Here is a 22,568-nt window from a genome sequence, read left to right as displayed (position 1 = left end):
CTGGCTGGTGCGGGGGCCGGCGGGCAGGGTGGATTCCGACACCAGACACGCGAAGGGCATGGGAACAGGTATGAACCGCAGGATCCTCGGCGGCACCGGCATATCCGTCAGCGAGTACACCCTCGGCGCGATGATGCTCGGCGCGTGGGGCACCAAGGATCACGACGAGGCCGTCCGCATCGTGCACACCGCCCTCGACGCCGGCATCAACACCATCGACACCGCCGACATGTACTCCGACGGCGAGTCCGAGGTGATCGTCGGGAAGGCCCTGAAGGGCCGCCGGGACGACGTCGTCCTCGCCACCAAGTTCCACAACCCGATGGGCCCGGACGCCAACCACCGGGGCAATTCCCGGCGTTGGATCGTCCGTGCGGTCGAGGACAGCCTGCGCCGCCTGGGAACCGACTGGATTGACCTCTACCAGGTGCATCGCCCCGACCCGAACACCGACATCGACGAGACCCTGTCGGCGCTGTCCGACCTGGTGCGCTCCGGCAAGGTCCGGGCGGTCGGCTCCTCCACCTTCCCCGCCGGGGAGATCGTCGAGGCCCAGTGGGTCGCCGAGAAGCGCGGTCATGTCCGCTTCCGCAGCGAGCAGCCGCCGTACTCGATCCTGGCCCGCGCCATCGAGCGGGACGTGCTGCCCGCCGTGCAGAAGTACGGAATGGGCGCGCTCACCTGGAGTCCTCTCGCGGGCGGTTGGCTGTCGGGCAAGTACGGCGGTCCCGACGGCGCAGCACCGAGCGAGGCCACCCGCTCGAGTTTCCTGCCACAGCTGTTCGACACGAGCCTGCCTGGCAACGCCGCCAAGCTCACCGCGGTCGACGAGCTGAGGAAGGTGGCCGCCGACGCGGGGCTGACTCTGCCCGCGCTCGCCACCGGATTCGTCCTCTCGCACCCCGCGATCACCTCCGTGATCATCGGCCCCCGCACCCACGACCAGCTCACCTCGCTGCTGGACGCCGCAGGCACGGTGCTGAGCGGCGACATCCTCGACCGCATCGACGAGATCGTGCCACCCGGCACCGACCTCAACCACGACGTCACCCACTACGATCCGCCCGCGCTCACGGACAAGGCGCTGCGCCGCCGCTGACCCGGACCACGTGGCCTGTCAGTGTGCGGTCTCGGGCACGTCGACCACTTCGGAGCCTTCGCGGCGGATCCGGTCGACGCCCCAGGCGCCGAGCGGGCCGAGGGCTCGGTTGAGGGTGTGCCCGTGCTCGGTCAGGGAGTACTCCACGCGGGGCGGCACCTCGGCGTAGACCTCGCGGTGCACGAGGCCGTCCTTCTCCATCTCGCGCAGGTGCTGGGTCAGCATCTTCTCCGTCACGCCCGGAAGGCCGCGGCGGAGTTCGGAGAAGCGGCGTACGCGATGGGCGTCCAGTTCCCAGAGGATCAGCCCCTTCCACTTGCCGCTCACCACGTCGAGGGCGGCGTCGATGCCGCAGATGTAGGGACCGCTTCTCGGAGTCCTGGCCATTGCCGTGCCGCTCCTTACAAAAAGGTAAGTACCGCAGTATTTAGTGGGTACTTCCGAGAGTACTGGGGCGCTCCGATCATGGAGGGGTGAACGAACAACAGACCCCATTCTCCGGGCAGATGAGCCCCGTCACCGTCCTCGGGCTGGGCCCGATGGGCCAGGCCATGGCCCGCGCCCTGCTTGCCGCCGGTCATCCGGTCACCGTCTGGAACCGCACCGCCGGCCGGGCGGACGGCGTCGTCGCCGACGGCGCCACGCTCGCGGCCACCCCGGCCGCGGCGGTCGAAGCGAGCGAGCTGGTGATCCTCAGCCTCACCGACTACCGCGCGATGTACGACATCCTGGGCGACGCCTCCGGATCGCTCACCGGGCGGACGCTCGTCAACCTCAGCTCGGACACCCCCGACCGGACCCGCGAGGCGAGCACCTGGGCGGCGGGCCACGGCGCCACCTTCCTCACCGGCGGTGTCATGGTCCCGGCGCCGATGGTCGGCACCGAGGCGTCGTACATCTACTACAGCGGCCCCGACGAGGCGCTGGAGCGCCACCGGGCGGCGTTGGCGCTGCTCGGCGCGCCGAAGTATCTGGGCGACGATCCGGGCCTCGCCCAGATGATGTACCAGGCCCAGCTCACGCTGTTCCTCACCACCCTGTCCGGATTGATGCACGCGACCGCGATGCTGGGCAGTGTGGGGATGAAGGCCCAGGAGGCGCTGCCGGAGCTGCTCTCCCTCGCCGACTCGGTCGGCGCGATCGTGGCGGCGGGCGAGGAGACTCCCGGCGCCGCGCTGGATGCCGGGGAGCATCCGGGCGACCTCAGCACCGTCACGATGATGGGCGCGACGTCCGACCACATCGTGGAAACCAGCGCATCGATCGGCCTCGACCTCGCGCTCCCGGAAGCGGTTCAGGCGCATTACCGGCGCGCGATCGACGACGGGCACGGTGGCGACAACTGGACCCGCATCATCGACGGCATCCGCGACCCGCGCCGCCAGGCGTGATCTTCCGCAACGCCCGCTGAGCGCGGTCCCCGGCCGGTGGTCGGCGCGAGGTGCGCTTCCCGCCGTCGCACCGCCGCGGGACGCCGTGCCCGGCTCCGCCGAGTGGACCGCCCGTGCCGACGCGGTCGGCCGCGCCATGCGGCTGATCTCGGACGGCATCGTCGACCGCGAAGGCGTGGCCGGGCTGGCGGCGCGGCTGGGGTACAGCGCGCGGCGGGCGCAGCGGCAGCTGAACGCCGAGGTGGGCGCCGGGCCCATCGGCGTGGCGCGCGCCCAGCGCGCACACGGCGCGGATCCTGCTGGAGACGACGGACATGCGGGCCGCCGAGATCGCCTTCGCGGCCGGGTTCTCCAGTGTGCGGCAGTTCAACGACACCGTCCGGTAGATCTACGCCGCCACCCCGAGCCGTCTGCGGGAGCCGAAGCCGGGGCCCGCCGCGGTTCGGGGCGCCCGGCTCGGCGAACGGGGCGGCGGGGGTGCCGCTGCGGCTCGCCTTCCGGGGCCCGTACGCCGCCTCCGAGGTCTTCGAGTACCTCGGCAACCGGGCCTTCGACGGCATCGAGCAGCTCACCGGGGAGCGCGGTGCACGCGTCTACCGGCGCACCCTGCGCCTGCCGCACGCATCGGGGATCGCCGAGGTCGGCGAGTCCCCGGGGGACGGCACCGACCCGGCGCTCGCCCCACTGGTCTCCCGGCGCCCCGGGCTGCGCTCCCGGGCGCCGCGGATCCGCATGAGCTGGCCGTCCGCGCGGTGCCAGCAGGTCTCGGTGGTGGCCGGGCGCAGACTCGGCAGCGCGCTCGTGGCCGCTTACGGGCAGCCGCCGCGGACGCCCGGCGGCGGGCTGACGGACCTCTTCCCCACGGCCGAGGTGCTGGCCGACGCCGCGCTGGGCGAGCCGGGGATGCCCGAATCCCGCCGCCGCACGCTGCGCACGCTCACCGCGACCACGCCGTACGCGACGCACCACTTCTGGAGGGCCGCCGCCGGGGCCACCGCCGAAGCCGCGGCCGCCCGGCGTCGCACCCCAGCGTAATGTCCGAATACCGCCAGCATTCCGGGCCGCGACCCCTCATCGTTGACAGTGAAGCCACAGCGGACGAGCGATGAGAGCACGACGATGACCATCTACACCACGCTGGACAGCCCCCTGGGCGCACTGCTCCTGGTGGGCGAAGAGACGCCGGACGACACCCTCACCCTGACCTCGCTGTCCATGCCCGGGCAGAAGAACGCTCCGGCCGTACGGCCCGAGTGGCGCCACGCACCCGACCGGTTCACGGAGGTCGCCCGGCAGCTGAGCGCGTACTTCGACGGCGGGCTCACCGCCTTCGACATCCCGTTCACGCCCGGCGGCACGGACTTCCAGCAGCGCGTGTGGCGCGCGCTGGAGGAGATCCCGTACGGCACCTCGACCACCTACGGACAGCTCGCCGAAGGTCTGGGCGTACCCCGCGGTCAGGTCCAGGCCGTGGGCACGGCGATCGGCGCGAACCCGCTGCTGCTGGTGCGGCCCTGCCACCGGGTGATCGGCGCGGACGGGACCATGCGCGGCTATGCCGGAGGGGTCGAGCGCAAGGTGCAGCTGCTCACCCACGAGGGCGTGCTCCAGCCGACACTCATGTGACCCGCACCGGCACACCTCGACAATCACCGGAGGAACGAGGCCGATGACGGTCTACACCACGATGGACAGCCCCCTCGGCGAACTGCTTCTGGTCGGCGAGGAGTCGGCGACCGCGAAGGGCGGCACCGCACTGGCCTCCCTGTCGGTGCCGGAGCAGAAGCGCCGCCCCACCGTCCAGGGCGGCTGGACCGAGGACGCGAACGCCTTCGCCGACATCACGCGCCAGCTCCGCTCGTACTTCGACGGCAAGCTGACCCGCTTCGACATCGAGTACGTCACCGGCGGCAGCGCCTTCCAGCAGCGGGTCTGGGCGTCCTTGGAATCCATCCCCTACGGCACGACCCTCAGCTACGGCGACATCGCCGCCCGGATCGACGCCCCGCGCGCCGCGGTCCGCGCCGTCGGCACGGCGATCGGGGCCAACCCGCTGCTGGTCGTCCGCCCCTGCCACCGCGTGATCGGCGCCAATGGCGCGCTGACCGGATACGCCGGTGGCCTGGAGCGCAAACGACAGCTGCTGGACCTGGAGCACGCACACGAGTCCGCGGCACTGCAAAGGAACAGCACCTCATGACCGACACCATCAGCTCCGCGAGCCAGGGCCAGGTGGCCGACCGCGTCGCGGCGGACGACTGGGACGCGCTCACCGGCGAACTGGGCGAGTTCGGCCACGCGCTCACCGGGCCGCTCCTCACTCCCGGCGAATGCCACCGCATCGCCGGGCTGTACGACGAGGCCGAGCGCTTCCGCACGACCATCGACATGGCCCGCTACCGCTTCGGTTCCGGCCAGTACCGCTACTTCACCCACGACCTCCCGGACCTGGTGCGCGAGCTGCGCGAGGCGTTCTATCCGCGGCTGCTGCCCATCGCCCGCGACTGGGCCCGCAAACTGGACCGGCCCTCGCCCTGGCCGGACACCCTCGAAGAGTGGCTGACGATGTGCCACGAGGCGGGGCAGGCCAAGTCCGCCCAGATCCTGCTGCGTTACGGCCCGGGCGACTGGAACGCCCTGCACCGGGACGTGTTCGGCGAGATGCTCTTCCCGCTCCAGGTCGTGGTCGGCCTCGACGCCCCCGGCGAGGACTTCACAGGCGGCGAGTTCATCATGACGGAGCAGCGCCCCCGCGCCCAGTCGAGGGGATCGTCCACCACCCTGCCCAAGGGCCACGGGCTGATCTTCACCACCCGGGACCGCCCCGTGGCCTCCAAGCGCGGCTGGGCCAACGGGCCCATGCGGCACGGCGTGAGCACCGTCCGCTCCGGACACCGCCACACCCTCGGCCTCGTCTTCCACGACGCCGCGTGACTCCCGCCCCGGCCGACCCCGCCCGGCTCCCGGAGCAGCGCCCGCGTACCCTGATCGGCCCGGACGGGGTGCCGTATCGCAGCGCCGTTCCGGGCAGTCTCGGCGGACACCGGGGCATGCGGCTCTACGGGCGTCTGGACTGCCCCTCCGCGCTGCGGGCCATCGCCCGCGGCCACTATGTGAAACACCGGGTGTTCTTTGTGGACGAGGCCACCGCGATCGCCGCCGGATACCGGCCGTGCGCCGTGTGCCTGCCCCGGAAGTACGCCCTGTGGAAAGCCAACCGGGAGAACACCACCACACCATGAGCAGTCTCACGGGACCACCGGCATCCGGATCGCCCCTGATCCCCGCGGAGGAGCTGGCCGCGTACGGCGACCTGCCGTGCCCCGCCCCGCACACCGCCCCCGAACTCAACGCCCTCGTGGGCCTGTTGACCCCCGCGAAGAGCCGCATCGAGACCGTCGCCGTCGGCCACAGCCGCGACCCGGCATCCCGCGCCGCCGCCGACGCCTTCGCGGCCGCGTGGAAGGCGCGCGGCGGAAAGGTCCTCGCCAGGGTGGACTGGCCGGAGAGCGCCGCGTCCTGGCTGCGCCCCGCGCGCCGGCTGACCGCCGAGGAGCCCGACGCCTGGGTCATGGCCGCGGCCCCGCTCGGCTTCGCCCAGCTGGCCCGCCGGCTGCGCCACTCCACCGACTGGGATCCGGCCCGCACGGTCGCCTTCGCCGCGCTCAGGGACTCCCGCCTCCCCGCGCTGGCCGGGCCGGACACGCTGCACGGCCTGCGCGGTGCCACCGCCGAGGGCGGCACCTGGGCCGTACGCCACCGCTGGGTCACCTCCTACCCGCCGCCCGGGAGCACCGCATGACCGCCCTGATTCCCCGCCCCGCCATGGAGATCGCCCCCGGGGCCGTGCACCTGCCCGGCTGGCTCACCCTGGAACAGCAGCGCGAACTCGTCACCGCCTGCCGCGCCTGGGCCACCGGCCCGGTCCCCATCCGCCACACCCGCCTGCCGCGCGGTGGCGTCATGTCGGTGCAGACGGTGTGCATCGGCTGGCACTGGCAGCCCTACAAGTACACCCGCACCGCCGACGACGTGAACGGCGAGCGCGTCGCCGAATTCCCCGACTGGATGGTCCAGTTGGGCCGCCGCGCCCTGCTCGACGCCTATGGCGACACCCAGGGCGCGGCCGCGTACACCCCGGACACCGCCCTGATCAACTTCTATGACGGTCAGGCCAAGCTGGGCATGCACCAGGACAAGGACGAGCGGTCCTCGGCCCCGGTCGTGTCGCTGTCCATCGGCGACACCTGCGTCTTCCGCGTCGGCAACACCGAAACCCGCACCAAGCCCTACACCGACATCGAACTCGCCTCCGGCGACCTGTTCGTCTTCGGCGGCCCCTCCCGGTACGTCTACCACGGCGTGCCCAGGGTCCATGAGGGCACCGCCGACCCCGCCACCGGGCTCGCCTCCGGGCGCCTGAACATCACCATGCGCGTCACCGGCCTCACCGATCGGGAGGCCGGGCGATGACATGAGCCCGGGGGCGGTGCGGGGTCAGCGCGCGTTGTGGAAGATGACGCCGAGCGTGGTCCGGCGTCCCGTGGCCACGGCGTTGGTGCCGTGCCGCATGGGGTGGCGGCGGTAGCCGTGCGGTCCCCGCACGGGCCGGTGGCGGACGGGGAAGATCATGCCCTGTCCGAGCCGTGGGGTGAGGACGCTGGCGCGGGACTGGGAGCGGGGGCGCTGTTCCACGAAGACGTTCTCCCCGCCGGTGAAGTCCTGGCCGGGCTCATTGAGCATGATGGCGATCTGGAGGGGAAAGACGATGTCCCCGTAGATGTCCTGGTGCAGACAGGCGTAGTCGCCGGGGCCGTAGTCGAGGATGAGCGGGGTGGACCGGCGCTGGCCGTTGTCCGCGCATTCGGCGAGCAACTCGTCCAGCGTGCCGGGAAAGGTGCGCTCGTTCAGCAGGGGCGCCCACTGGTTGGCCATCCACGCCATCGGCGGGTACAGCTTCTCGCGCAGGGTCTGGACGAGCGGTACGGCGGCGGGGTCGGCGTAGTACTTGTAGGTGCCGCGGCCGAAGTCGTAAGCCTGCATCACCACGGTCGAGCGGAACAGCGCGGGGTCGTCGAAGGTGGCGATGAGCGTCTCGCACTGCTCGCGGGAGAGCAGCGGAGGGGTGAGGGCCACACCGTTCTCGTTCAGCTGGGCGTACAGCGCGGGCCAGTCCAGGTCCGCGAGGGCGGGGACGGCGTCGTGGGCGGTGTGCGGTGCGTCCCCGGCGCCCGCGGTATCGCCGGGCAGGTCGAGGGGCAGTTCGGTCTGGTCCATGACCGACAGTCTTCCGGCTGGGAGCGGCCGCGGAGCGCGATGGCCGAATCCCGCCAGCAATGCGGGGGCCCGGACGCTTGGCTGGGATACGAGAACGAAGTGTCGGAGTTTCCCCGGGAGTCGTCACACCATGTCTTCGAACGACAGCGCCATCGCCGTGATGCAGCGGTTCTACGAGGCCGAGCGGGCCTATGTCATGGCGGGTGGCCCGGGCCGGGCCGGATTCGAGGAGATCGCCGCGTGCCTGGACCCGGAGGTGGAGCTGCACCAGGCGCCGGGGCTGCCCTTCACGGGCGTGTGGCACGGGCCCGAGGGCATGGAGCGGTTCATCGCCGTCATGGGCGAGCTGTGGCAGTCGATGGAATTCCTCGAACAGCGGCAGTTGGTCGACCGTGACACCGTGGTGGCCACCAACCGGGTGCGCTTCGTCTCGCGGGCGACCGGCCGCGAAGTGGTCACCTCCATCGTGCAGACGGTGACCCTCCGGGACGGCCGCATCCGCGAGATCCGGCCCTACTACTGGGACCCCGCCGCGATCAGCGAGGCGTGTGGCGGACGGGTCGTGGCGCCAGATTCCGATGGATCTCCAGCGCCGCGGTCGATCGGTTGAGCGTGATGTAGTGCAGGCCCGGCGCGCCCTCGTCCAGCAGCCGCCGGGCCATGGCGGTGGCGTGGTCGACCCCGATCCTGCGTCCCTCGTCGGCGTCGCCCTGGGCGGCCTCCAGCCGCCGGGCGAGGTCGTCGGGGAAGTGGGCGTCGCTCAGTTCGGCGAAGCGGCGCACCTGGCGGAAGTCGGTCGCGGGCATGATCTCGGGGATGATCGGGATGTCGCAGCCCGCGGCCGCCGCCCGGTCGCGCAGCCGCAGATAGTCCTCGGCGTCGAAGAACATCTGTGTGATGGCGTAGTCGGCGCCCGCCCGGCACTTGGCCACGAAGTGCCGGATGTCGCTGTCCCAGTCCGGGGAGCGCGGGTGGCGCTCCGGGAAGGCCGCCACTCCGATGCTGAAGTCGCACGACTCACGGATGAGTGCCACCAGTTCGCTCGCGTAGGTCAGCCCGTCCGGTTCCGTGAGCCAGGGGCCGCGGGGGTCGCCGGGCGGGTCGCCGCGCAGGGCGAGGACGTCGAGGATTCCGGCGTCCGCGTACTGGCCGATGATGTTCCGCAGTTCGCCGATCGAGTGCCCGACCGCCGTGAGGTGGGCGACCGGCCGCAGGGTGGTCTCCGCGGCCATCCGCTTGGTCAGCCCGATCGTCCGGTCCCGCGACGAGCCGCCCGCTCCGTAGGTCACCGAGACGAAGGTCGGCGCGTACTGCTCGATCCGCCGGATCGCGTTCCACAGGGTCCGCTCGCCCGCCTCGTTCTTCGGCGGGAAGAACTCGAAGGAGTACGAGCGCTCCCCCGCGGCGAGCACCTCGGCGAGGTTCCGGCGCGGTGCGCGCGCCCGCGTCGCGGAAGCGGCCGCCGGGGGCTCGGCGAGGCCGCGTCCGGTCGGGTACGTACGGGGTGGCGCGGTCATGCCGACCCCGCCAGGTGGGGTTCGAGTTCCTGGGCGGCCTCGCCGCCGTAGCCCTTGTCGAGCCTGCTCACCAGGTCGTCCGCGGAGAGCTGGTATTCCTGGGTGCCGACCGACTCCAGGACCACCGTGGCCAGGGCGCAGCCGAGTTGGGCGGCCCGCTCGTGGCCGAGCCCCCACGCGAGACCGGCGAGGAATCCGGCGCGCAGCGCGTCGCCGCCGCCGGTGGGGTCGACCACCCCGGACGTCGGGACGGCGGGGATCTCCAGCGGCGGCCGCCCCGCCGCCGCGACGCGGACGCCCTCGGCTCCGTCCGTGGTGATCCAGGTGCCGACCCGGTCCAGGATGTCGGCGTCGCTCCAGCCGGTGTGCTCCCGGAGCATCGCCGCCTCGTACGCGTTGGTGAACAGGTAGCGGGCGCCCTCGACCAGCCTGCGCGCCTCGCCCCCGCTGGTGCGGGCGAGCTGCTGCGAGGGGTCGGCGGCGAAGGCGTACCCCTGGCTGCGGCACTCGTCGGTGTGCCGCAGCATGGCCTCGGGGTCGTTGGGGGCGATCACCACGAGGTCGAGGCCCCCGGCGCGCTGCACGGTCGGTTCGAGTGCGATCTCCTTCGCCTCGGCCATGGCACCGGCGTAGAAGGTCGCGATCTGGTTCTGGTCGGCGTCCGTCGTGCACACGAAACGCGCGGTCCTGCGCGTCTCGCTGACCCGCACCGACTCCGTGTCCACGCCGTTGGACCGCAGCCAGCAGCCGTAGGCGGCGAAGTCAACCCCGGCCGCGCCGACGAGGAGGGGGCTGAGCCCGAGCCGGCCCAGGGCGAGGGCGATGTTCGCGGCGACGCCTCCCCGCCGGATGTCCAGATCGTCGGCGAGGAACGACAACGAGACCTTGTCGAGCTGCCCGGCGATCAGTTGCTCGGCGAACCGACCGGGATAGACCATCAGATGGTCTATCGCGATCGATCCGGTGACGGCGATGCGCACGTCGGTGTCCTCCTTGGGAGCGGTCGGTGGGGTCATAAGAAGCCGCGGACTACAGTCCGGCCGCCGCGCGGAGGGCGTCGACGCGGTCGGTGCGCTCCCAGGTGAAGTCGGAGTCCTCACGGCCGAAGTGACCGTAGGCCGCCGTCTGGGCGTAGATCGGACGCAGGAGATCCAGGTCGCGGATGATCGCGGCCGGACGCAGGTCGAAGACCTCGGAGATGGCCTTCTCGATCTTCTCGGCGTCGATCGTGGCGGTGCCGAACGTCTCCACGAACAGACCGACCGGCTCGGCCTTGCCGATCGCGTACGCGACCTGGACCTCGCAGCGCTGCGCGAGGCCCGCGGCCACGACGTTCTTGGCGACCCAGCGCATCGCGTACGCCGCGGAGCGGTCGACCTTGGACGGGTCCTTGCCGGAGAAGGCGCCGCCACCGTGGCGGGACATGCCGCCGTAGGTGTCGATGATGATCTTGCGGCCGGTGAGCCCGGCGTCACCCATCGGGCCACCGATCTCGAAGCGGCCGGTCGGGTTGACCAGCAGCCGGTAGCCCTCGGTGTCCAGCTTGATGCCGCAGTCGGCCAGTTCCCGCAGGACCGGCTCGACCACGAAGACGCGGATGTCCGGCGTCAGCAGGGCGTCGAGGTCGACGTCGGGCGCGTGCTGCGAGGAGACGACGACGGTGTCCAGCCGGACCGCCTTGTGGCCGTCGTACTCGATGGTGACCTGGGTCTTGCCGTCCGGCCGCAGATACGGCATGGTCCCGTTCTTCCGGACCTCGGACAGCCGGCGGGAGAGCCGGTGCGCCAGGTTGATCGGCAGCGGCATCAGCTCGGGCGTCTCGTCGCACGCGTAGCCGAACATCAGACCCTGGTCGCCCGCGCCCTGCTTGTCCAGCTCGTCCCCCGCGTCCCCGTCGGTGGCGCCCCCGACCCGCAGCTCATAGGCGGAGTCGACGCCCTGGGCGATGTCGGGGGACTGCGAGCCGATGGACACCGAGACGCCGCAGGAGGCGCCGTCGAAGCCCTTGTCCGACGAGTCGTAGCCGATGTCGAGGATCGCGTTGCGGACGAGCGTCGCGATCGGGGCGTACGCCGTGGTGGTTACTTCACCGGCGACATGGACCAGGCCGGTGGTGATCAGGGTCTCGACGGCGACCCGGGAGGCCGGGTCCTCCTTCAGGAGCGCGTCGAGGATGGTGTCGCTGATCCGGTCAGCGATCTTGTCGGGGTGCCCCTCGGTCACGGACTCCGAGGTGAACAGGCGCAGTGCCATGGTGAGTTCCTCCGCTGAGGTGATGCTGAGGTGATGCGGACGGGTGGAGCGGGACGAGCGGGCGCCGGTCAGCGCTTGAGCGCGCGGTCCACCAACGGCCCCGCCGCGCCCGTGTAGTGGGCCGGGTCGAGCAGGTCGCGCAGGTCCTCGGCGCCCAGGTGGGCGGCCACGTCGGGGAGCGCGGCGAGCACCTCGGCGAGCTGGAGCCCGTCCCGCTCGGCCTCCGCGGCCGCCTCGGAGAGCAGATGCTTCGCCCTGGCCTTGCCGAGCCGGGGCGCCAGCACGGCCGCGACCCGCTCGGACGCCACCCGGGCACCGGTCAGATGGGCGTTGTCCCGCATCCGCTCCGGGCGGACGGCCAGGCCCTCCGCGAGTTCGACGGCGGTGTGGGCCGCCCCGCCGACCAGGCGCAGGCACTCGCGCAGCAGCAGCCACTCGGCGTGCCAGCCCCCGGCGGACCGCTCGTCCTCCGACAGCAGACTCTGCGTCAGCCCCGTGGCCACCACCGGGACCTGGAGGGCGGCGCTGCGCATCAGGGTGGAGAGCACCGGGTTGCGCTTGTGCGGCATGGCCGAGGAGCTGCCGCGCCCGGGGGCGGCCGGTTCGGTGACCTCCTGGACCTCGGTCCGGGTCATCGACTGCACATCCACGGCGACCTTGCCGAGCGCCCCCGCGGTGAAGGACAGGACGGCGCCGAGGTCGGCGAGCGGCGTACGGAGCGCATGCCACGGCAGCAGGGGCCGGGCGAGCCCGGTCTCCTCGGCGAACGCGGCGCCCAGCCGGTCGAGGTACTCGGCGGTGCCGGACTCCCCCTGCGGCGCGTCGCCCAGCGCCGCGTATTCGAGGTACCCGGCCAGGGTGCCCGCGGCGCCGCCGAGCGAGACCGGCAGGCCCCCGTCGAGCAGGCGGTCGATCCGTGCGACGGCGTCCAGCAGCACATGGCGCCAGCCGGCCGCCTTGAGCCCGAAGGTCGTGGGGACGGCGTGCAGGGCGAGGGTCCTGCCGACCATGAGCGTGTCCCGGTGGTCCGCGGCGAGCACGGCCAGCGCGGCGCACGTCCGGTCCAGGTCGGCCCGTATCCGGCGCAGGGCGCGGGAGGCCACCAGCATGGCCCCGGTGTCGAAGACGTCCTGGCTGGTGGAGCCGCGGTGGACGTATTCGGCTGCCGCGGGGGCCGTGGCCGCCACCGCCCGGGTCAGCACCTGGACGAGGCCCACGACGGGGTTCGCCGTCTCGCGGGCGACGAGGGCCAGCGCCCGCGGGTCGAACCGGTCCGCGCGGGCCTGCGCCGTGATGGCGGCCGCGGCCTCCGCCGGGACGGTGCCGAGCCGAGCCTGGGCCCGGGCCAGGGCTGCCTCGGCGTCGAGCATCGCCTGGAGCCAGGCCTCGTCCGCCACGTCCGCCTCGATGGGGGTGCCGGCCCGTACGGGTGAGAGCAGTCCGGTGTCCCGGCCGCCGTCGAACGGAGCGGTCATGCGATCGCCTCCCTCTGGCCGCCGTGCAGCCCGTCGTGGCCCTCCTGCGGCTCCCCGCCCCGCACCGACTGGAGGGGAGAGTCCGCGGCCCGGATGTTCAGCAGGGCGCGCGCGATGGCGTCCGAGTCGCCGAGCGTCACCGAGTTGACGCCGGGCCGGATCCCGGCCGCGGTCACCCAGTGCACGGCCTCGGTGGGGACCCCGTAGGCGAACCGGCGCGGATGAGGGCTGCCGTGGACGTCGACGGTCCGGTACGGCCGCTCGGTGACCGCGAGTCCGCCCGTCCGGTAGCTCGTCCCGCAGGTGCCCGGGATGTCGTACGGGCGGCACTGCCCCGTGGTGAGCAGATGGCGCAGCAAGGGGTCGGCGGTGCGGCGCAGGTCCGGCTCGGGCAGCCGGGCCTCGATGAGGACGCTCGCCCGGATCCGCCCGCCCCGCACGGTGTCCGACCCGGCGACGAAGGACGGGAGGGTCTCATCGACGGTGAGGTGGAGGCCGGGCCCGATGATCCGGACCACGCCCGCCTCGATGAGGGCGACGAGTTCCTCGATGCGCGAGGCCGGGGGCCCGATCGAGAGGAAGGCGTTGAGCGGGGTGTACCAGGCCGTCAGCTCGTCGCGGTACGAGTTGCCCTCCAGGCCGCCGTGGTCGACGGTGAGCCGGATCTCGTTGCGGAGGTCGCGCAGCACGTCCAGGGCCGCCTTGAGCGGACCGCTCACATTGCCCGCGCGGGCGGCGCGCACGTCCTCGCCGAGGTAGTCCAGCAGCCACTGCCGGAACGCGGCCGGGCTGGGGTACGTCCGGTTGCCCTGCGGCCGGGCGAGGGCGTCCCAGCTCCAGCGGTCGTCCGGCGCGAAGCCGAACGCGTCCAGCAGGCGGCGCTCCGCCTCGCCCGCCGGGGCGGCCAGATACCGCTCGGTGAACGCCTCACGGTCGGCGGCGCGGCCCCGCACTTCCAGCAGGGTGCCGTAGTAGACGCTCTCGACCTCCTTGGCGATCAGCGGCCACAGGTCGGTCCCGAAGTGCACCCGCTCGCCGTCGACCGCCCGCCGCCGCAGCCCGGCGATCGTCGCGGGGGTGAGCAGCCGCGGCACGTAACGCCCGTGGGCGCCCTTCTCGTTCTCTCCGCGGGCGTGGTACGGAATGCCCCTCCGGGACCCCGCGTAGATCTTGGGCTCCCGGCCGGAGGGCTCGTAGACGAGGCGTCCGTCCTCGGTCCGGAAGGTGCCGCCCCGGCCCGAGGTGAGCAGGGCCATGTGGTCGAAGAAGTTCAGCCCGAGGCCGCGCAGCAGCACGGTCTGTCCCGGCTCGATGCCACCGAGGTCCACATCGGCCGGGTTGGCGGGCGGGATGTAGAGCAGGCCGTGCTCGGCGGCGGCACGGGCGAGTTCCTCCTCGTGGGGTGCGGGCAGGGCGGGAACGTGCCCCTGGGCGAGGACGACCGTGTCCAGGTCGGTCAGCCGGACGCCGTTGTCGAGGGTGAGGGTCTGCGGGCCGTCGGCGAGCGGTCCGCTGTTGTCCAGGCCGATGGCCTGGGCCTGGTGGACCGTGACGGTGACGTGGCGCGGGGCGTCGGCCACCACCCGGCGGAAGACGCTCCTCAGGTAGACGCCGTAGAAGGCCCGGGTGGGGTACGCGTCGGGGCCGAGCCGACGGGCCTCGGCCAGCGTGCGTTCGTCGGCGCCGGCCCCATCAGCGTTCCGGCCGAGTTCCCTGGCCCACTCGTAGAGGCTGGGGCCCGGTTCCACCGGGCCGTCCATCTCCACGCTGTCGTCGGTGAACAGGGTGATCTGCGAGGCGACCGTGTTCATCAGCAGCTGGTCGGACTGGCTGGTGCGCCAGACCCGGCCAGCGCCCGCCGGGAAGGGGTCCACGACGTGCACGGACACCTCGCGGTGCGAGCCTGACTTGCGCTCGTTGGCGCAGATCCGCTCCAGCACCGACAGGCCGCGGGGCCCGACGCCGACGAGTCCGACCTTCAGTTGGCCCCGGCGCGCGCTGGGTCGGCTCATGCGGAGTCCCCGTCACGCGCCGTGCCCGCCGCCCGCTGCCCCGTCACCCGGGCCACGAGGTCGCCGGGGTCGGTGGGCAGGGCGTTGCCGCGCCAGGCGACGTGCTGGTCGGGGCGGATGAGCACGAGATCGCGCTCGTAGAGGTCGCGGACGACCGGATCCTCGACGTCCAGGGTGCGCAGGGGCAGCCCGGCGGCCTGGGCGGCGGCCTCCAGCTCCTTGACGGGCGGCGGCTCGGGGCCCAGCCGGAGCACGGTGTAGTAGGGGCCGAAGCGGTCGAAGAGCGAGCTGCCGGGGCCGCGCCAGTCGTCGAGCCATACGTGCGGGGCGCGTCCGCCGGGGATGGCGGTGGGCGTGTAGGTGCCCATGGAGTCGCTGGGCGGCTCCTCGTCGGTATCGATGAGCGGGGAGCCGTCGTACCGGGCGCCGAGCTGCACGCCGATGGAGTGGGTGCGCTCCCCGTAGGCGCGGACGAGCGCGCCCACCCGGGCCCGCGCCGCGGCGCCCTCCGGCGAGTCGTCCTCCATGACGCCGGGGCGCTCGATGTCGGCGAGGCCGGTGTTGAGTTCGCGGGCGGCCGCGGTGTTGCGCAGGGCGATCGGCCGCCGCTCGCTCTCGTAGGAGCGCAGCAGCCCGGGGCCGCCCCAGCCCTGGAGCGTCCCGGCCAGCTTCCAGGCGAGGTTGGCGGTGTCGTCCACCCCGGTATTCATGCCGAAGCCGCCGTTGGGGGTGAACAGGTGGGCCGAGTCACCCGCGAGGAACACCCGGCCCACGGTGAAGCGCTCGGCGACCAGGGCGACGCCCGGGGTCCACGGGCGGTGGCTGAGCACCTCGACGGGCAGCGCGGTGCCCGCCGCGCGCCGTACCAGCGAGGACAGTTCCGCGGCGTTGGTGGTGTCCGGGTCGACGGAGCTGGTGAGCAGGAAGAACTCGTCGCGGCCGTTGAGCGCGATGAGGTTCATGACCAGGTCGGGGTTGAGCGACCAGTAGCTCCAGGCCCGCCGGGCGGTGAACACGTCCGAGTGGAAGGTCGGCAGCCGCAGATGGGCGGCGGTGGCACGGCGCCCCAGGATCTCCTGTTCCAGCGATCCGGGTCCCTCGTAGTGCACGCCCAGGGTGCGGCGCACGAAGCTGCGGCCGCCGTCGCAGCCCACCGCGTACGGCGCCTGCCAGGTCTCCCGGGCCCCGCCGGTGACGCTCTCGGCCTCCAGGGTGACGCCGGTGGCGTTCTGCTTGAGGCCGGTCACCCGCCAGCCGAAGCGGAAGGTGATGTTGGGGCGGGTCATGGCGTGCTCGAAGAGGAACTTCTCGACGTACATCTGGTTGGCGCGGTGCACCGGCTCGGGCGTCTGGTCGGTGCGGGGCGTACCGGCGAGCGCCCGCATCCGCTCCCCCGGCGAGGGCAGCGTCAGCCGGGACAGTTCGAAGCCGCTGTAACGGGTGAAGTAGGCGATGTCGAGCGTGTGATCGGCGGGCGGGCCCAGCCGTCGGATCTGGCCGGAGATGCCCAGGCGCCGGTAGTGCTCCATGGTGCGGGCGTTGTGCGTGTTGCCCCGGGGCTTGTCCTCCATGGTGGGCTCGGCGTTGAACAGGACCGACTCGATGCCGTAGCGGTCGAGGAAGAGCGCGAGCATGATGCCCACCGGGCCGGCGCCCACGATGGCGACGGGAGTGCGCTGGACGTCGGTCATGTCAGCGGTCCCCCTCCGCACCCGGCGCGGCGGTGACGGGGACGGCGCGTCCCAGGGCCACATCGAGCCCTCGGCGCAGTTCCCGCACCGGGTCCGGGGACGCCGAGCTCAGCCGCATGGCGACGAACCCGTCGGGCCTGACCAGGACGGCCCCGTCCTCGCCGTGGCCGCGCAGGGCGGCCCATACGCCGTCGGGGTCGGCCACCTCGTGGTCCGGGCCCACGGCGTGGGCGGTGACGGCCGGGCCGTGGGTTCCGGAGACCTCGGCCGCGGCGCGCACCCAGCTCTCGCCCCGCGCACCGGCCAGGAGCAGGAACGCCCCGTGGTCGATGAGGTCGTGGGTCGCCGTCCGCTCCCCGCCGCGCCGCAGCCAGGCGTGCGGCATCCTGCCGCCGGGGCGGCAGGACTGGACGTACTCGAGGCCGAGCGGATCCGGCTCGGGCCGCTCGGTGCCGTCGCCGGTGACGAACCCGGCGTCGGCGTAGTCGTAGCCCATCTCCAGGCCGAGGTGGGCGGTGGTGATCCGGTTGGTCTCGAAGTACTCGGCGAGGACCGCGCGCCGGGTCCGGCCGTCGGGCGTGTCGGAGAACAGGGCGGTCATCTGGGCCCGGTTCCACTCGGGGCGGGCCCCCGGGACCACGCCGGTGCCCGCGGTGAAGGCGATCTGGTTGAACAGCGAGAACAGCGCCCGCTCGACGACGCGTTCGGCGACCGGGCGCCGCTCGGCCTCGTAGCTGTCGAGCAGCGCGGGCGCGGCGTCGCCGGAGAGCACCCGGGCCAGCTTCCAGGCCAGGTTGTGGGAGTCCTGGACGCCGGTGTTGAGGCCGAGCGCGCCGGAGGGCGGATGACGGTGGGCGGCGTCACCGACGAGGAAGACGCGGCCGGCGCGGAAGTGCTCGGCGACCGTGCCCTCCACGGGCCAGCGGCTGATGCTCTGCACCTCCATCGGGTGGTCCTGAGGGAGCTTCAGCGTCCGGCGGACCATCTTGACGACCGTCTCGTCGTCCAGCTCCGCCGCCTCCCGCGTACCGGGCGGCCGGGAGAACATCAGCGTCCACTCCTCGGAGTGGCGTCCCCAGCGCTTGGGGCCCATGGGCACGACGCCGCAGTGCTCCAGGCTGCCGTCGTCGGCGAGGCTGGAGACGCGGTTGACCACCGTGTCGTCGAACGGGATGAACTCGGAGAAGTCGGCCCGTATGTGAAGGTTGATCCACTCCAGGAAGGTGGGGGTGCCCAGCATGCGGATGCCGAGCCGCTTGCTCACCGAGCGGCCGCCGTCGGCGGCGATCAGATATCCGGCGCGGACGCGGTAGGTACGGTCCGCGGCGCGGTCCAGGATCGTCGCGGTGACGCTGCCCCCGTCGGCCCCGTCGTACTCGAATTCCACCATCTCGTGTCCGAAGCGGATCCCGCCGGGGTTGCGCTCCTCGGCGTGGCGGCGGATCAGCGGCTCCAGCCAGCGCTGGCCGAGGTTCGCGTGCGGGTACGCGGAAGCCTCGGCATAGCGCTCGGCCAGGTCGCCGCCGCCGTAGGCATCGGCGCGGTGGAGCACCTTGCGGTCGTACGGCTCGTCGCCGCCGAGGCTGGTCAGCCAGGCCATGGCGCCGCAGTTGGCGGGCGGGGAGCCCTCGGCGTAGATGTCCCGGGCCAGTCCGTGGTGGCCGAAGATCTCCATGGTGCGGGCGTTGAGGATATGCGCCTTGGGCTGGATCGACGTCGTCGCGTGGCGCTCGACGAGCAACGAGCCGACGCCGAGGTCGGAGAGGAAGACGGATGCCGTCAGGCCCGCGCCGCCGCCGCCGATGATCAGCACGGGGACGTCCAGGACCCGGGGGTCGTCGCTCGGTCGGGTTGGGGGTGAGAGGTTCATCGAGTGCCTCGTATTCGCCTTCTCGTGAGTCGTCGGCGTCGCGGGTCCCCGGCGCGGGCCTAGGTGGCGGCCGCGACCAGCAACGTGGTTTCGAGGGCCAGCGGGTGGACGGATTCCAGGCGCAGCCCGGCCGCGGTGAGGACGTCGCGGTAACCGTCCAGCGTCCGCCCGCGCCCTCCCGCGGCCATGAGGAGATGCAGGTCGTACAGGAGCGGAAGCAGCTCCGGTGCGCCTTCCTCGGGGATGACCCGCTCCACGACGAGCAGTCGGCCGTCCTCGGGCAGCGCCTTGCGGATGTTGGACAGGAGGGTCACGGACCGGTCGTCGTCCCAGTCCTGGAGCACCCTGGAGAGGAGGTACGCGTCGGCGCCCTCGGGAACCGAGGCGAAGATGTCCCCCTCGACGGCTTCGTAGCGGTCGGGGCCCACGGCGGCGTCCAGGTGGGCGCGGGCGACGGGGATCATGTGCGGCAGGTCGAGGAGCACCCCGCGCAGATGCGGGTGGGCCCGCAGGACCATCGACAGGAACTGGCCGCTGCCGCCCGCGACGTCCATCACCGTGGTGCAGCGGGAGAAGTCGAAGGCGTCCAGGACATCGGGGAAGAAGACGTTGCCCGCGTTCATGGCGCGCTGGAACTTGGCGCCCGCGCCGGGCGCGTTCGCCAGATACGCGTGGATGGAGGTGCCGAGGGCGTGTTCGAAGCCGGAGGATCCGGTGCGGACGGCGGGCACCACCGCTCCCCACGCGGTGTGGAACTCCTCGCCGTAGAGCTGGATCATGTCGCGCATCGACGCGTCGCTGTCGGCGCGGAGCACCTCGCTCACCGGCGTCAGCGCGTAGCCGTGCTCCGGCGAGCGGTCGAAGACGCCCATGGCCAGCAGCAGCCGCATCAGCCGGGTGATGCCGTCCGGGCCCGAGCCGGTGGCCGTGGCCAGGGCCGTGTCGGTGGTGTGCCCGGCGGCGATGTGGTCGGGGATCTCCAGGGCGACCGCGGCGTAGAGCGCCTGTGACTGCCAGGAGCCGGTGATGATGTCGACTACTTGGCGCGCGGCGTGTCCGTCGTGCATGACTGGCCCTTCTGATCGGGTGGGGCGGTGGTGAGGCCGCTGAGGTACGACGGCGGGCGGCGTACGGCGGCTGAGCGGCGTACACCGGCTGAGCGGCGTACGGCGGCGCCGGTCAGTTCGCCCGTGGCGCGGCCCCGTGGGCGGCGGCGTCGTGCAGCAGGGTGCGGTGGCGCTCGCGGAGCTGCCGCTTGAGCACCTTGCCGGTGACGCCCACGGGCAGTTCGTCGCGGTCGGCGGCGATGAGCAGTGCGCGCAGCAACGGCATCCGCTTGCGGCCGAGTTCGGCGTTGACGGCCTCCAGCAGGGCGTCGGAGGAGCGCTCGGGGCCGTGGCCGCCGCTGTCTCGGTCGGCGCGGCCGTAGCGGTCGTCTCGGAAGAGGACGATGCCGATGGGGGCCGCCTTCCCCGGGGCCTCCGGGTCCTCGACGCCCACCACCGCGGCGTCGAGCGCCTGCGTGGTCAGCAGCAGGACCTCTTCGAGGGGGAGGCTGTGCACGGGCCCGTCGGCTGCGTGGATCACGTCGGGCGTGCGGTCGAGGTGGAAGAAGCGGCCCTGGTCGTCGCGCCGGACGATGTCGCCGGTGAGGAAGTAGCCGCTCAGCAGGGAGTCCTGGCTGAGCTGGGGGTCGTCCCAGTAGCCGGGAGTGACGCTGGGGGTGCGGACGCCGAGCATCCCGGCCTGCCCGTCGGGCAGTTCGTTCCCCTCCTCGTCGAGGACGGCGGCCTTGCGGACCACACCGGCCGGGTGGCCGATGAGCCGTCCGTACTCGGTCGACTCGGGGACGTACACCTGCCGGAAGAGCACCATGCCCATCTCGGAGGAGCCCAGGCCGTCGTTGTACTGGGAGCCGGTTTTGCCGGGCCGGGAGCCCAGGCCCATCAGGGGCCTGATGTGCCGTTCGTGCGAGGCGTCGCCCATGCCGTTCCACGAGTGGATGTTCCGGGCGGCGCGGGGGTCGATGTCCTCGACGTCGATCTCCGCGAGGGTCAGCGGGAAGCCGAGGACGAAGGTGGGGTGGAACTGGTTGATCGCCTGGGCCACGGACCGTCCGTTCGGATCGTCCAGGATCAGGGTAGGGATGCCCAGCAGCAGCGCCATGCTGAGATAGCTGATGCCCGACGAGTGGCTGTGCGGGAGGGCGGTGAGCATGCGGTCGGTGCGCAGGGACGGAAAGCTCCACAGCCGCTCGCGCTTGCCGATGAAGAACCCGCGGTGGCTGAAGATCGGTGCCTTGGGACGGCCGGTGGTCCCGGAGGAGTGGGAGACCATCACCAGGTCGTCGGGCCCGTGCCGGTAGGGGAATCCGGGCAGCGGGGCGGGCGGCAGCGGGGCGGTCTCGTCCAGCTGCCGGATGTCCTGGAGCAGAGGGGTCCTGGCGGTGGCGATGCCCTGCTGCGACCAGGCCTCGGTGCAGCCGTCGAGCAGGTCCTTGTCACCGACGAGGACCGTCGTCTGGGTGCGCTGGAAGTAGTCGGCCGCGGTCGGCGACGCCATCTTGGGGTTGCAGTGCACGGCGGCGGCGCCGAGGCTGTTGATCGCTATGTGGTGGAGCAGTCCGGCCAGCCCGTCGCGGGTGTAGACCCCGACGTGGGTGGAGGGCCGCACCCCGTGGTCGCGGTACCAGGTGGCGTACCGGATGACGGTGATGCGCATGTCGTTCAGGGAGATGCCGGGCGGCTCGGTCTCCGCCCAGCCGGGGGCGGTGACATCCGGGTGATAGAGGAGCGGCCGGTCCCGGTCCTTGGCGATCGACCAGGCGCGCCAGAAGAAGTTGCCCGCGCCGAGCCCGCGATCGGCGTGCAGCCGCAGTCGCTGGGCCGCCGACCGTTGAGTGCCGAAGAGTAACATCACCAATCCTCTTTCACCGTGTCTGGACGGATGGTTCGCTCGGTGTGTCGCGAAGTGCCTTTCTGAGGCGCTCGCTCATGGCCGTGACGCGAATGTTCAGCGGCAGGTCCCGGCCCAGCCTCGGCGGCTCCGACTGGCGTACGGCGGCGGCGACCCGATCGTCGAACTCCCGGCCGGCGCGGATGAGATGCGCCTTGGGGAAACGCTCCCTCAGCCGTCCGACGAGCGCTGCCTCGGCGTCGCCGGTGAGCCCGTCGCCCATGCGTGCCCCGCCGGTGGCCTGGTCGCCGGTGAGCACGGAGCAGATCCCCTTCTCGGTCTTCGCGACCAGGACGGGGCCGAGGGGGCTCCCCGATACGGCGAAGCTGATGGCGATGGAGTCCGCGCCCATACGGAAGTTGGTCGGCGTCATGCCCAGAATCTGCTGGGACACGGCGTAGAAGTTGCCCTGGGAGGTGAAGCCGGACCGGTAGATGGCTTCCGTCACCGTCTCGGCCTCGGAAATCACCCGGCGCAGCCGGTCGGCCCGGCAGGTGGCCACGTACGCCTGCGGGGTCACCCCCGTCAGCCGCTTGAAGACCCGGTGGAAGTGGAAGCGGCTGAAACCGGCCGCCTCGGCGAGGGTGTCGAGGTTCGGTGTCTCGCTCGCATCGTGGATCAGCTCGCAGGTCTTGGCGATGGCGGTCACATAGGAGGCGTGTGCGCTGTTCTCGCGCGGTCTGCACCGGCGGCACGGCCGGTATCCGGCGCGTTCGGCGGCCTCCGGGTCGGTGAAGAAGACGGTGTTCGCCCGGCGCGCCGGCCGGGAGACGCAGGAGGGCCGGCTGTAGATGCCCGTCGTCCGCACCGAGTAGTAGAAGACTCCGTCTGCCTGCCGGTCTCGGCGCAGAACGGCTCTCCACCGCTCGTCGTCATCCACGTAGGACGACACTGTCCCGTCCAAGGCTGTTCCTCCGGGATGCACTGATTCCGTTGTGGTGGTCTTTCGGAGGTATGCGTGCGGGGAGGTGGTCCCGCGGCCCCGCCGGGGCGGGCCGGTGGCGCCGTGCGTGTCACCGGCCCGCCCG

General features: G+C 72.4%; 21 protein-coding genes and 1 pseudogene. 10 read left to right on the top strand and 12 right to left on the bottom strand.

Annotation, left to right across the window (positions count from 1 at the left end; all coding sequences use genetic code 11):
- Positions 1-70: 70 nt before the first annotated feature.
- Positions 71-1,099: an aldo/keto reductase gene (locus tag HYQ63_RS37355; protein WP_179938107.1), complete on the top strand. Its 1,029-nt coding sequence runs from the start codon at positions 71-73 to the stop codon at positions 1,097-1,099.
- 18 nt (positions 1,100-1,117) lie between these two features.
- Here the strand turns inward: HYQ63_RS37355 and HYQ63_RS37350 are convergent, their stop codons facing one another.
- Complete coding sequence (locus HYQ63_RS37350) at positions 1,118-1,486, bottom strand: helix-turn-helix domain-containing protein (RefSeq protein WP_179938106.1); 369 nt, start codon at positions 1,484-1,486, stop codon at positions 1,118-1,120.
- Positions 1,487-1,605: 119 nt separating this feature from the next.
- Here HYQ63_RS37350 and HYQ63_RS37345 point away from each other — a divergent pair, with 119 nt between their 5' ends.
- From HYQ63_RS37345 to HYQ63_RS37310, 8 genes and pseudogenes are all read left to right on the top strand, one after another.
- The gene (locus HYQ63_RS37345) at positions 1,606-2,490 is read left to right on the top strand and encodes an NAD(P)-dependent oxidoreductase (protein WP_179940923.1); all 885 of its coding nucleotides are present in this window, start codon (positions 1,606-1,608) and stop codon (positions 2,488-2,490) included.
- A pseudogene (locus tag HYQ63_RS46200) lies at positions 2,402-3,429 on the top strand (helix-turn-helix domain-containing protein); the annotation flags it as partial. The gene HYQ63_RS37345 and the pseudogene HYQ63_RS46200, both read left to right, overlap by 89 nt.
- Before the next feature lie 180 nt (positions 3,430-3,609).
- On the top strand, positions 3,610-4,116 hold the full coding sequence (locus HYQ63_RS37335) for a methylated-DNA--[protein]-cysteine S-methyltransferase (protein WP_179938105.1): 507 nt from the start codon (positions 3,610-3,612) through the stop codon (positions 4,114-4,116).
- Positions 4,117-4,159: 43 nt separating this feature from the next.
- Positions 4,160-4,690, top strand: coding sequence for a methylated-DNA--[protein]-cysteine S-methyltransferase (locus HYQ63_RS37330; RefSeq protein ID WP_179938104.1), 531 nt, complete (start codon positions 4,160-4,162; stop codon positions 4,688-4,690).
- Positions 4,687-5,424: a 2OG-Fe(II) oxygenase gene (locus HYQ63_RS37325; RefSeq protein WP_179938103.1), complete on the top strand. Its 738-nt coding sequence runs from the start codon at positions 4,687-4,689 to the stop codon at positions 5,422-5,424. The genes HYQ63_RS37330 and HYQ63_RS37325 overlap by 4 nt, the downstream gene beginning before the upstream one ends.
- Positions 5,421-5,732 (top strand): Ada metal-binding domain-containing protein, encoded by a 312-nt coding sequence (locus HYQ63_RS37320; protein WP_179938102.1) that lies wholly within the window; start codon positions 5,421-5,423, stop codon positions 5,730-5,732. The genes HYQ63_RS37325 and HYQ63_RS37320 overlap by 4 nt, the downstream gene beginning before the upstream one ends.
- Positions 5,729-6,292: an ABC transporter substrate-binding protein gene (locus HYQ63_RS37315; protein ID WP_257232393.1), complete on the top strand. Its 564-nt coding sequence runs from the start codon at positions 5,729-5,731 to the stop codon at positions 6,290-6,292. The genes HYQ63_RS37320 and HYQ63_RS37315 overlap by 4 nt, the downstream gene beginning before the upstream one ends.
- Positions 6,289-6,963 (top strand): alpha-ketoglutarate-dependent dioxygenase AlkB, encoded by a 675-nt coding sequence (locus tag HYQ63_RS37310; RefSeq protein ID WP_179938100.1) that lies wholly within the window; start codon positions 6,289-6,291, stop codon positions 6,961-6,963. Before HYQ63_RS37315 ends, HYQ63_RS37310 begins: the two co-directional genes overlap by 4 nt.
- 24 nt (positions 6,964-6,987) lie before the next feature.
- Here HYQ63_RS37310 and HYQ63_RS37305 read toward each other — a convergent pair whose 3' ends face one another.
- Positions 6,988-7,767, bottom strand: a complete 780-nt coding sequence (locus HYQ63_RS37305; protein ID WP_257232392.1) for a 2OG-Fe(II) oxygenase — start codon at positions 7,765-7,767, stop codon at positions 6,988-6,990.
- Between the two features lie 130 nt (positions 7,768-7,897).
- Between HYQ63_RS37305 and HYQ63_RS37300 the strand changes: the two genes are divergently transcribed.
- Positions 7,898-8,377, top strand: a complete 480-nt coding sequence (locus HYQ63_RS37300; RefSeq protein WP_179938099.1) for a nuclear transport factor 2 family protein — start codon at positions 7,898-7,900, stop codon at positions 8,375-8,377.
- Here the strand turns inward: HYQ63_RS37300 and metF are convergent.
- From metF to HYQ63_RS37250, 10 genes are all read right to left on the bottom strand, one after another.
- On the bottom strand, positions 8,304-9,284 hold the full coding sequence (gene metF, locus HYQ63_RS37295; RefSeq protein ID WP_257232391.1) for a methylenetetrahydrofolate reductase [NAD(P)H]: 981 nt from the start codon (positions 9,282-9,284) through the stop codon (positions 8,304-8,306). The two genes, HYQ63_RS37300 and metF, sit on opposite strands and share 74 nt — an antisense overlap.
- On the bottom strand, positions 9,281-10,264 hold the full coding sequence (locus HYQ63_RS37290; protein WP_179940917.1) for a carbohydrate kinase family protein: 984 nt from the start codon (positions 10,262-10,264) through the stop codon (positions 9,281-9,283). Before HYQ63_RS37290 ends, metF begins: the two co-directional genes overlap by 4 nt.
- A 49-nt stretch (positions 10,265-10,313) precedes the next feature.
- The gene (metK, locus tag HYQ63_RS37285; RefSeq protein ID WP_179938098.1) at positions 10,314-11,537 is read right to left on the bottom strand and encodes a methionine adenosyltransferase; all 1,224 of its coding nucleotides are present in this window, start codon (positions 11,535-11,537) and stop codon (positions 10,314-10,316) included.
- Between the two features lie 68 nt (positions 11,538-11,605).
- A complete protein-coding gene (locus tag HYQ63_RS37280; protein ID WP_179938097.1) occupies positions 11,606-13,012 on the bottom strand; it encodes an adenylosuccinate lyase family protein in 1,407 nt (468 codons plus the stop codon).
- Positions 13,009-15,024 (bottom strand): FAD/NAD(P)-binding domain-containing protein, encoded by a 2,016-nt coding sequence (locus HYQ63_RS37275; RefSeq protein ID WP_179938096.1) that lies wholly within the window; start codon positions 15,022-15,024, stop codon positions 13,009-13,011. Before HYQ63_RS37275 ends, HYQ63_RS37280 begins: the two co-directional genes overlap by 4 nt.
- Entirely contained in the window at positions 15,021-16,715 is a 1,695-nt protein-coding gene (locus HYQ63_RS37270; RefSeq protein WP_179938095.1) for an FAD-dependent monooxygenase, read from the bottom strand. Before HYQ63_RS37270 ends, HYQ63_RS37275 begins: the two co-directional genes overlap by 4 nt.
- Position 16,716: 1 nt before the next feature.
- Positions 16,717-18,585 carry an FAD-dependent monooxygenase gene (locus HYQ63_RS37265; RefSeq protein ID WP_179938094.1) on the bottom strand — a complete coding sequence of 623 codons (1,869 nt, stop codon included), beginning with the start codon at positions 18,583-18,585 and terminating at the stop codon, positions 16,717-16,719.
- Between the two features lie 59 nt (positions 18,586-18,644).
- Positions 18,645-19,652, bottom strand: coding sequence for a methyltransferase (locus HYQ63_RS37260; protein WP_179938093.1), 1,008 nt, complete (start codon positions 19,650-19,652; stop codon positions 18,645-18,647).
- 112 nt (positions 19,653-19,764) lie between these two features.
- Positions 19,765-21,501: a class I adenylate-forming enzyme family protein gene (locus HYQ63_RS37255; RefSeq protein ID WP_257232700.1), complete on the bottom strand. Its 1,737-nt coding sequence runs from the start codon at positions 21,499-21,501 to the stop codon at positions 19,765-19,767.
- A 13-nt stretch (positions 21,502-21,514) separates the two neighbouring features.
- Entirely contained in the window at positions 21,515-22,444 is a 930-nt protein-coding gene (locus HYQ63_RS37250) for a bifunctional transcriptional activator/DNA repair enzyme AdaA (RefSeq protein ID WP_179938091.1), read from the bottom strand.
- Positions 22,445-22,568: the final 124 nt, after the last annotated feature.

Source organism: Streptomyces sp. Rer75 (assembly GCF_013414305.1).
GTDB classification, from domain to species: domain Bacteria; phylum Actinomycetota; class Actinomycetes; order Streptomycetales; family Streptomycetaceae; genus Streptomyces; species Streptomyces himastatinicus.
This window is presented reverse-complemented; position numbering and strand designations above follow the sequence as displayed.